This window comes from Arthrobacter sp. B0316-1-20 (genome assembly GCF_059091865.1).
The window spans coordinates 26,795-36,716 of record NZ_JBNHHC010000044.1 but is presented as its reverse complement, the minus strand read 5'-3'; the positions used below and the strand labels follow the sequence as shown (position 1 = coordinate 36,716).

Annotated in this window: 11 protein-coding genes; all 11 read right to left on the bottom strand. The window is 69.1% G+C overall.

The features are described 5' to 3' along the window. A partial coding sequence (locus AC5RW2_RS34760; RefSeq protein WP_494075052.1) for an uL13 family ribosomal protein occupies window positions 1–166 on the bottom strand: 166 nt, incomplete at its 3' end. A 348-nt stretch (window positions 167–514) separates the two neighbouring features. Then, window positions 515–772 (bottom strand): carbon storage regulator CsrA, encoded by a 258-nt coding sequence (csrA, locus tag AC5RW2_RS34755; RefSeq protein ID WP_494075051.1) that lies wholly within the window; start codon window positions 770–772, stop codon window positions 515–517. A 62-nt stretch (window positions 773–834) separates the two neighbouring features. Next, a complete protein-coding gene (locus AC5RW2_RS34750; protein WP_494075050.1) occupies window positions 835–2,382 on the bottom strand; it encodes a hypothetical protein in 1,548 nt (515 codons plus the stop codon). Beyond that, window positions 2,357–4,411 carry a flagellar biosynthesis protein FlhA gene (flhA, locus tag AC5RW2_RS34745; protein ID WP_494075049.1) on the bottom strand — a complete coding sequence of 685 codons (2,055 nt, stop codon included), beginning with the start codon at window positions 4,409–4,411 and terminating at the stop codon, window positions 2,357–2,359. Before flhA ends, AC5RW2_RS34750 begins: the two co-directional genes overlap by 26 nt. Further along, window positions 4,411–5,589, bottom strand: coding sequence for an EscU/YscU/HrcU family type III secretion system export apparatus switch protein (locus AC5RW2_RS34740; RefSeq protein ID WP_494075048.1), 1,179 nt, complete (start codon window positions 5,587–5,589; stop codon window positions 4,411–4,413). Before AC5RW2_RS34740 ends, flhA begins: the two co-directional genes overlap by 1 nt. Then, window positions 5,590–6,351 carry a flagellar biosynthetic protein FliR gene (locus AC5RW2_RS34735; RefSeq protein ID WP_494075047.1) on the bottom strand — a complete coding sequence of 254 codons (762 nt, stop codon included), beginning with the start codon at window positions 6,349–6,351 and terminating at the stop codon, window positions 5,590–5,592. It lies immediately after the preceding gene. Continuing rightward, on the bottom strand, window positions 6,351–6,626 hold the full coding sequence (fliQ, locus tag AC5RW2_RS34730; RefSeq protein ID WP_494075046.1) for a flagellar biosynthesis protein FliQ: 276 nt from the start codon (window positions 6,624–6,626) through the stop codon (window positions 6,351–6,353). The genes AC5RW2_RS34735 and fliQ overlap by 1 nt, the downstream gene beginning before the upstream one ends. 2 nt (window positions 6,627–6,628) lie before the next feature. Beyond that, entirely contained in the window at window positions 6,629–7,480 is an 852-nt protein-coding gene (fliP, locus tag AC5RW2_RS34725; RefSeq protein WP_494000438.1) for a flagellar type III secretion system pore protein FliP, read from the bottom strand. 14 nt (window positions 7,481–7,494) lie between these two features. Continuing rightward, entirely contained in the window at window positions 7,495–8,244 is a 750-nt protein-coding gene (locus tag AC5RW2_RS34720) for a FliO/MopB family protein (protein ID WP_494075045.1), read from the bottom strand. Further along, entirely contained in the window at window positions 8,245–8,943 is a 699-nt protein-coding gene (fliN, locus tag AC5RW2_RS34715) for a flagellar motor switch protein FliN (protein ID WP_493979153.1), read from the bottom strand. It abuts the gene before it with no gap. Further along, on the bottom strand, window positions 8,940–9,857 hold the full coding sequence (locus AC5RW2_RS34710; protein ID WP_494022517.1) for a flagellar motor switch protein FliM: 918 nt from the start codon (window positions 9,855–9,857) through the stop codon (window positions 8,940–8,942). Before AC5RW2_RS34710 ends, fliN begins: the two co-directional genes overlap by 4 nt. Between the last annotated feature and the right edge of the window lie 65 nt (window positions 9,858–9,922).

Genomic DNA, 9,922 nt, shown 5'->3' with positions numbered 1-9,922 from the left:
TGATGACGAAATCGCCCATGTCCATGTGAGGAGCAAAGGTCGGCTTGTGCTTTCCGCGCAGCAGTGTTGCGGTCTGGCTGGCAAGACGACCCAGGACGACGTCGGTGGCGTCAATGACGTGCCACTGGCGGTTGATATCGCCGGGCTTCGGAGTGTACGTACGCACGGTTTTTGCCTTCGTTTGGTGTTCTAAGGTAGCGGCGCATTCTTCACAGAACACACGCGCAAAGTTGGTGATGCGCTACCGGAACTTCAGGTGAGGACTGAAATGTAACCAGTGGCCCAGAAAGTCTCGGCTATTTCCGTGGACCAGGTTGGCCCTGCAACTGGGCCGCCACACGGACATAGCGTATCGAGGTTGGACACGCACAACGACTACCAAGGTTATCCTGCCGTGCCGGGTTAGGTCAAAAAGGCCACAACAGCACGACGACGCCGGTGCCTGCCGCCGCCCCTGGCCCCGCCCGTGAACGGGTTTAGCTGGCCGGCGCCGGTGGGGCCGCCGGCGAGCGGATCAGCTGCCGGGGCCGCTGCTGCCGGGGAGGTTCAGGCCCAGCAGGGCCTTGATGCGTTCCTCGGCCTCCGGGCCGCTCTGGGCGGCAGCCATATTGGCCTCGCTGACCGCCTGGACCACTTCATCACGCTGGATCTTCACGCCGCGCGGGGCCTCGATGCCGAGGCGGACGCCGTCGCGGCGGGCGTCCAGCACGGTGATGACGATGTCGTCACCGATCAGGATCCGCTCTCCGGGTTTTCGCGTCAGCACCAGCACGCGTCAACTCTATCGCAGCTGAACTCGGCGCCCGGGCAGGCCCGCTCGACCCGCCGCGGCAGTCAGAGCCAGGCGGTCTCGGACGGCGCGCCGTCCACCCAACCCACCGGCACCCCCAGGGTGTTCACGGTCTTGGGCGTCCCGGTGTGCCTCGTCCCGGTGACCGCCAGGCCGTCGGGAACCACCACCCGCTGCACGGCCTGCACCCAGCGGTCGGTGTCCTCGGCCTTTCGCCCGGCGTCCACCGCCAGCCAGACCTGGTCCGCTCCCAGCGCCGGCAGCAGCGCGAGCAGCTCCACAGGCGGCGTGAGCGCCTGGCCCAGCCCAAAGGCCACGAAGACGCTCTGTCCCCGCTCCACGCCCCGGGCACGGGCCCCGATCGCGCTGTTGCGGTCCTGCACCGGTCGCCGAACATCACCGGCGTGCGCGCCGGCCATCTTCACCATGTTGCCGCCGCCCGAAATCCAGTCGGCGGCCTCCGAGGGCGCACCGTTGACTGCAGGGGCCGCGGCGGCCATGGAGTTGGCGGCCTCCAGGGCTATGTCGCCCTGGCCGATCACCAGCACCAGGTCCCCGGGCCCGTAGAGCGGCACCGGAACGGCCGGCCGGCGCGCCCTTTCGGCGGCGCCGGGTTGTGCCTCCACTGCCGGCGGCTGCCCATCCTCCAGGACGGCGCCAACGACGACGCCGGGGCCCGTGCCGGAGCCCGCGTCGCCGCCGGTGAGAGCCGAGCGCTGGGCAGCCGGTTCGGTGGCTGCCCTGCCAGACTGCCCGGCCTGCCCGGCCTGCCCGACCTCATCGTCCTGCCCCGCCTGCCCGGCCCGCTCCGCCTCGAACGCCCCGGCCTCAGTGGCTCGGGCCGCCGCGCGCCGACCCGTCCCGGCCGTCCGGTTGGCGGGTCCGGCGGCCTCCCGGGAGTCGTCGGCTTGGGCGGCCGCGGGCAGGGCTGAAGCCGCCGAGGCTGCCTCCAGGGCTGGGGTTGTGGCTGCCGCTGCGGCTGCCCCGGCTGCCGCTGCCACGGCGGCCTCTTCCGCACCGGGGACTGCCGTGGCGGGGGCTTCCAGGGCCCCTGCCCCGGCCCCCGGCCCCGGCGCGGTTGCGCCGCCGGAATCTGCTGCAGCGTCCTTCGGGGGCTTTGGGTCGTTCCGCCGCCGCCCCCAGCCGGGCCTTGCCGCCGCGGCTCCGGGGCGCTCCGCCTGCCCGGCAGCTTCCGGCGGCGGTTCCTCCAGTCGGGCGCCCTTGGGCAGGCGGGTGGGCCGCGCCGTGTTGAGGGTCAGGTTGTCCATGATGACCGCGAACTGGTCGGTGTGGGTGGAGACGTGCAGTTCCGGCGCCTTGCCGTGGAGCCTGGATTCGGTGCGCTCGGCGTCGGCCAGCAGTGCCGCGATTCCGGCTCGGGCCTTCTGGTCCAGCGCATGCTGGCCGCGCACAGCCGAGGCCGGCAGTTCCACCGTGACTTCGTAGTGCTCGCGGGCGAAGAAGCCGCGGATGCCGCCGACCGTGACCTTCTCGGCCGCGACAATCTTCGCGTCGGGTCCGTGGTCGGCCAGGACCTTGGCCTTGAGTTCCTGGAGGGAAGCGCCCTTAAGCTGCAGCCGTCTGGCCGACACGTACTACCCCCACGGTCTCGATCTTCACGCTGGCGGAGGTGACCTCCTGATAGGACAGTACCGGAAGTCCCCCGGCCTGCGCCGAGACGAGCCGCCGGATGGCCGGGCGCAGCGCGGGCGCACACACGAGCACCGCGGTGAGGCCGTTGGCTTCCACTTTCTCCAGCGCATCCCGCAGCGAGGCCAGCACGGCTTCGGTCCGCTCGACCGAGAGCAGGATCTGAGTGCCGTGCTCGGACGGGCGCATGCCCTCCAGCATGGACTGCTCCAGCGTGGGATCGATCATGATCACGCGCAGCAGCTGCCCGTCCAGGTACTGCGCGGTCAGGGCCGGGCCCAGCGCCTGCCGGGCGGCCTCGATCAGGCCCTCCGGGTCGGTGGACGACTTGGCCTTCAGCGCCAGTGCCTCGTAGATGCGCGGCAGGTCGTTGATCGGGATCTGCTCCGCCAGCAGCCCCTGCAGCACGCGCTGCACCTCGGCCAGCGACAGCAGCGACGGGGTGAGTTCCTCCACCGCGGACGGGTTCACCGACTTCACACCCTCGGTCAGCACGCGCACGTCCTCACGGGTCAGCAGCCGGGCGGCGTTGGCGGAGATCAACGAGGACAGGTGGGTGACCAGCACGGAGACCCGGTCGATCACGGTGGCTCCCGCCATCTCCGCGCTGTGCCGCATCTCCGCCGGGACCCACTTGCCGGCCAGCCCGAACACCGGCTCCACCGTGGCGATGCCCGGCAGCGATTCCAGGTTGTCCCCCAGCGCCAACACCTTGCCGGCCGGGGCCTCGCCGCGGCCGGCCTCCACGCCGGCAATCCGGATCACATAGGTGGACATCGGCAGGTCGATGCTGTCGCGGGTGCGCACCGGCGGCACCACGACGCCCAGTTCCATGGCTATCTTCCGGCGCAGCGCACGCACCCGCGCCAGCAGGTCGTCGGAGGCGCCGGAGACCAAATCCACCAGGTCCGGGGCCAGCTGGATCTCCAGCGCGTGCACCCGCATCTGTTCAATCAGGTCCTCGGTAGTCTCCGAAGCGGGAGCCGCCTGACCCGCCTCGGCGGCGGCGGCGTCGTCGTCCTTGGCCTTGGCCGCCTCGGTGGCCTTGAGCCGCTGTGCCATGAAGATCAGGAACGCGCCCACCAGGATGAACGGGATCTTGGGCATGCCCGGGATCAGGGCCAGCAGAATGGCCGCGCCGCCGGCGATCATCAGCGCCTGCCGGGACTGGGTCAGCTGGTCGGAGGCGTCGGAACCCATTTCGGAGTCGGCATTCGAACGCGTCACGACCATGCCGGTGGACACGGCCATCAGCAGCGCCGGGATCTGCGTGACCAGGCCGTCGCCGATGGTCAGCAGGGTGTAGGTGCTGACCGCGTCGCCGATTTCCATGCCGCGCTGCAGCATGCCGATGGCGATGCCGCCGACGATGTTGATGATGATAATGATGATGCCGGCGATCGCGTCGCCCTTGACGAACTTCGACGCGCCGTCCATCGCGCCGTAGAAGTCGGCTTCGGCGGATACCGCGGCACGGCGTTCCCGGGCCTGCGTGTCGGTGATCAGCCCGGCGTTCAGGTCGGCGTCGATCGCCATCTGCTTGCCCGGCATCGCGTCCAGCGTGAAGCGCGCCCCCACCTCGGCCACGCGCTCGGCGCCCTTGGTGACCACCACGAACTGGATGACCACCAGGATCAGGAACACCACCGCGCCGATGATGATCGAGCCGCCCACGGCCACGTGGCCGAAGGCCTCGATCACCTGCCCGGCGTAGCCGTCGCCCAGCACCAGCCGGGTGGACGCCACGTTCAGGCCCAGCCGGAACAGCGTGGCCACCAGCAGCAGCGACGGGAACACGGAGAAGTCCAGCGGCTTCTTCACGAACATCGTGGTCAGCAGGATCACCAGCGCCAGCAGGATGTTCACGATGATCAGCACGTCCAGCAGTCCAGCCGGAATCGGCACCACCAGCAGCAGGACGATGCCCACCACGCCGATCGGGACGGCGAGCTTGGAGAGGTTGCGGTTCATCAGTCACCTCCGGGTGACGGTAGGGACAAGGCTCGGCGGCCCTGCCGGGTTGAAGCGTAGGCGGCAGCGTCGGCGTCGGTCATGGCCGGCTCCGCCATGGTGTGGACGCCTGCGGCTGTACCGGCTGAGGTGCCGCGGGCCTTCAGGCTCATGACGAAGGCCAGCACGCGGGCCACGGCGTTGTAAAGCTCCAGGGGGATCTCCTGGCCGATCTCGCAGGCGCCGTGCAGCGCCCGGGACAGCGGGACATCGCGCACCACCGGCACGCGGGTGGTTTCGGCTTCCTCGCGGATGCGGGCGGCAATGTTGCCCGCCCCCTTGGCCACCACGCGCGGCGCCGACTTTCCCGGTTCGTACTTCAGCGCCACCGCGTAGTGGGTCGGGTTGACCAGCACGACGTCGGAGCCTCCCACCGCGGCGATCATGCGGTTGCGGCTCATCGCCAACTGCCGCGAGCGCCGCTGCGACTTGATCAGCGGATCGCCCTCGGAGCTCTTGTTTTCGTCGCGGACTTCCTTCTTGGTCATCCGGGTTTTCTTGCGGTTGCGCCGGATTACCACCATCACGTCCAGCGCGGCCAGCACCAGGCCGGCGATGATCGCGGTCTGCAGCAGCCCGGCGGTGCCGCCGCCCGCAGCCTCGAGCAGCGAGCCGACCGAGAGCCCGCCGGCGGTCATCAGCACCGGGACCAGCCCCTGGATCACAAAGTACAAGGCCAGTCCCACCACCACGGTCTTCAGCAGCGCCTTGGCACCCTGCCAGAGCGCCTGCAGGCCGAACACCTTCTTCAGCCCGTTGACCAGGTTGAACTGCTGGGTCTCGGATTTGAACTTCTTCCAGTGGATGCCGCCCTGCAGCGCCGCACCCGCGATGATCACGGCGACCACGGCCAGGAACATCGGCGTGAGCGTGTACATGATCGTGCCCAGGCCGTCCTCGAGCGCCTTGACCACCAGCCCCGGGTCCGGCGACTGGATCATCCGCGTGACGGTGAACATCTGGTCGGTGCCGGCCTGGGAGGCCCGGCCGATGGTCATCGGCAGCATCAGCGCGGCCGCGCCCACGCCCAACCAGGCGGTGAGGTCCTGGGATTTGGAGAGCTGGCCCTTCTGCCGGACTTCCTTCATCCGCTTGGCGGTGGCTTGCTCTGTCCGTTCTTCGGAGGTGTCCTGCGACATCTAGCCCACCACCCCCGTCAGTGCCGTCACGGCCTGTCCGGCGAGCGAGGAGACAATCCGCGGCAGCGCCACGAACACCACGCCGGCCAGGGTCAGGGTCAGGAAGATCTTCAACGGGAAACCCAGCGCAAACGCGTTCAGCGCCGGGGCCACCCGGGTGAGCAGGCCCAGGCCGGCGTCGGCCAGGAACAGCACCACCAGCAGGGGTCCGGCAATCTGCACCGCCGCCAGGAACATCTGCGTCACGCCGGTGATGATCAGCTGTACGGGCTCGGCCAGGTCGACTCCCCCGCCCAGCGGCAGCGCGGTGAAACTGCGCGCGAGCCCGCCAATGATCAACTGGTAGCCGTCGGAGGCGAACAGCAGCGCCAGCGCGGCCATCTGGAACAGCCGGGTGAACTGCGCGCCGTTGACCATGGACTGCGGGTCGAAAGCCTGCGCCATGGAGAAGCCGCCGAACAGGTCGATCAGCGTGCCCGCTGACTGCACCGCGGAGAACACCACCAGCACGAGGAACCCCAGCAGGGCGCCCACCAGGATCTCCAGCACCAGCGCGCCGAAGAATCCCGCCGTGTCCATCGGCTCGTACCCGTTGGCGACCCGCGGGGACACCGCCAGGGCCAGTCCGACGCCGAGCATCGCCTTGATGCGGGCCGGGATGGCTCCGTAGGAGAACGGCGGGGCAATCAGCAGGAAAGCCACCATGCGGACACCTGCCAGCATGGTGGCCTCTATCCACGCCTGGTCGAGCGGAATGTTCATTATCCGCCGCCGAGCAGGCCGGGGATTTTCTCGAACATTTCCCGCGTGAAGGAAACCATCTCGGAAATCATCCAGTGTCCGCAGATCAGCAGCGCCACGGCCACGGCCACGGCCTTGGGCACGAAGGACAGCGTGATTTCCTGGATCTGTGTCATGGACTGGACCAGGGAGACGGCGAAGCCCACCACCAGCGCGGTGACCAGCACCGGGGCGGAGAGTTTGGCGGCGACCAGCAGGCCCTGCAGGCCGATGTCGAGGACGGCGTTTGTATCCACGGCTAGGTACCGTAACTTCCGACCAGGGCGGTGATGATCAGGCCCCAGCCATCCACCAGCACGAACAGCAGGATCTTGAACGGCAGCGAAATCATCACCGGCGGGAGCATCATCATGCCCATGGACATCAGCGCCGAGGCCACCACCAGGTCGATCACGAGGAACGGCACGAAGATGACGAACCCGATGATGAACGCGGCGCGCAACTCGGAAATCATGAACGCCGGGATCAGGGTCTGCAGCGGCACGGCCTCGGGATTCTCCGGGTTGGGCAGGTCGGCTGCCCGCATCATCAGCGCCAGGTCTTCTTCGCGGGTGTGCGCCAGCATGAAGTTCTGTAGCGGAGCGGCGGCGGCGCCCACCGCATCCGTGAAGTCCGTGGTCCCCTCCATGTACGGCTGGACGCCCAGCTCGTTCACCTGGGTCAGCACCGGCCACATGATGAACAGCGACAGGAACAGTGCCAGCCCGGCCAGCACCTGGTTCGGCGGGATGGAGGGCAGGGACAGCGCGTTCCGGGTCATCGCCAGCACCACGAAGATCTTGGTGAAGGACGTCATCATCAGCAGCAGCGCGGGGGCCACCGACAGCAGCGTGATGCCCAGCAGCGTGATGACGGCGGACGACGGCGTGCCGTTGGGGCCGTTGATCTCCACCGAGAACCCGCCGTCGCCGTCCGGCGAGCCCGGTTCGACGGGGGCCAGCGGGTCAACGGGGGGAACCGGGGCGACCGGCGACGCGAAGGCGGACGGCGCGCTCAGGATGGCGGCGGCGACGGCAAAGGCCACTGCCAGCAGTAAAGCCAGCAATGCTGCGGTGGCCAGACGCGGCCAGCGGCCCGCCGTCAAGGCCATGATGCCGGTGCTTCTCAACGCGAACGGACCTGCTTCAGGGCTTCGGCGGTCTGCTTCCAGGTGGACGGAGACAAGATGGACCCGGCCAGCGGGGAATCCGGAGCCTGCTCCTGCCGGCCGGCCGGACGCGACGCCCGGCGGCCCGTGCGAACGGAACGCCGTCCGCCGTCGATCGGATACAGCCCGGCCTGCCGGAGGGGAATGACATCGCCGTCGTGGTGCGGCTCGTCGAACTCCTGCGCAACTTCACGCTGCCCATGCAACGTTTGTTCGACAGGCGGCTCGGGCATGGCCGCGGCGGCACGACGGGCCGCGCGGCGCGGGACACCGGCGTCGCCGTCGGAAAATGTCGCCGGACGGGCGGCGACGGCAGCGTCGACCGACCCGGATGGGGCCGCGACGTCCCCATCGGACTGGACCTGGCCCGATGCGCGGCCGGTGGCCAGTTCCAGCAGCCGGGAGAAGCTGTCCGCCGCGGTCTGTGGGGCGCGGTGGGCGGGCTCGGCCGCCTCTTCGACCGGCGCTTCGCGGCTGTCCAGCACGTGCACCGCCTGATCCGTCACGCCCAGCACGAAGCGCTGGCCGTCGGCGTCCACCACCACGACGGCGGCCTTGGGCCCGATGGTCTGGCGTTCCACCACGCGCACCAGCTTGCGGGCGCCGGTGCGGGCGCCGCGGCTGAAGCGGCGCTGCAGCACCCAGAGCAGCCCCAGCACCACGGCCAGCGAGAGCGCTACCCGCACGGCAAGGACGACTGTCTCCATTTAGAGGAGTCCTTCGGGCACGTCGAGGATCTTGGTGATGCGCACGGCGTAGTCCTGGTCGACGACGACGACCTCGCCGTGGGCGATCAGGCGGCCGTTGAGCAGCACGTCGGCGGGGGCGCCGGCCGAGCGGTCCAGTTCGATCACGCCGCCCGGTTCCAGGTTCAGCACATCGCGCACGGACATCCGCGTGCGGCCGATTTCCACCGTCAGGGCCATTTCGACGTTGTTGATGCGGCCCAGCTTGGCCAACACCGAGTCGTCGGCGCCGTGGCCGGCCGGGTTCTCGCGCAGCCGGATGGCGAACCAGCCGCCGGCCTCGCCGTCGCCGCCGGTGAGCTTGAAGACGGCGGCTTCCGGATCGGAGAACAGCGCCGCGGCGTTGCCGACGCGTGCCTCGCCCAGCACCCCGGCGCCGAGCACGGAGGTGGCAGCTTCCAGCGCCGGGCGCAGCAGGTCGGCGGCCGAAACCAGAGGGGAATCCGTGCCCGCGGCTGCGGACAGGGCGGCCTGGTCGGCCACCACCAAGGCCACGTCCGCCGAGGTTCCGCCCACGAAGGACCCGACGACGGCGGAGGCTACCTGCCCCGGCAGCGGCCCGCCTTCATCCTGGCGCACCGCGTAGAGCGGCGTGTTGGTGGGCAGCAGCCCCAGGAGCGCGTCGGCGGCAGCAGCCTGAAGGGTCTGGGTCTGTGTCATCGGGCGTTCTCCTCGGTTGTAACAATGACTCCGGCCAGGCGGTTGCCGTTGGCGCCCACGGCGGCGTGTGCCAGCCGTTCGCCGTTGATGGCAACATCCAGCGGGCGGTGTTGCGGGTGCGGCAGCGGCAGCAGGTCGCCGATGGCCAGGTCGAGGACCTGGCCGGGCCGCACGCGCATGGGGGCGAACTGCAGGGATACGTCCACCGGGATTTGCACCAGCTGGGTCTCCAGCAGTTTCCGCGCGTTGGCCGGGCTGCTCATCGCGAACGAATCACGCAGCTGGGTCAGCAGTACCTCGGCCGGGATGGCGACCGTGGCGGGCGCGGACAGGTCGCCGACACGGATTTCGAAGGTGGCAACGATCATCAGGTCGTTGGTGGCCGCCGCCTGCGCGAACTGCGAGTTGTAATGGATCTGGTCCAGGCTGATGGGCGTGGTGAGCAGGGAACCCAGCGAGTAGCGCAAGTCCTCGAGCGCATCCTCCATCAACCGGCTGACCAGGGCCTGTTCAATCTGCGTGAACTTACGGTCCGGATAGTCGTGGCTGCCGTTGCCGCCCAGCATATGGTCGACCCACGTCATCGCGGCCTTGGTCGGAAACTGGATCACGGCCTTGCCGGTGATGTCATCGAGGGCGCAGAGAACCATCGCAGTACTGGCCGGCAACGAGGCCGCGTACTCGTCGTAGGTCTGCATCTGGACCTGCTCCGACGTGACCGTGCAGATCACGCGGACCTTGGCTGTCAGCTGGGTGCCCCACTGTCGGGCGAATGTTTCGAAGGCCAACTCCAGCACGCGGGAATGCTCGCGCGCCAGGGTGGTCGGCCGCCGGAAGTCGTAAACTTCGACGGCTCTGGCCGGCTTTTCGGGCGCGCTAGAGTGCGCATGTTCCTGGACCGTCACAGCAGGCACTATCGGCAGCGTGGTTCGGGATGTTAGGAGTTTGGATAATGCGGGTGGGGTGCCCCGCCGCACGT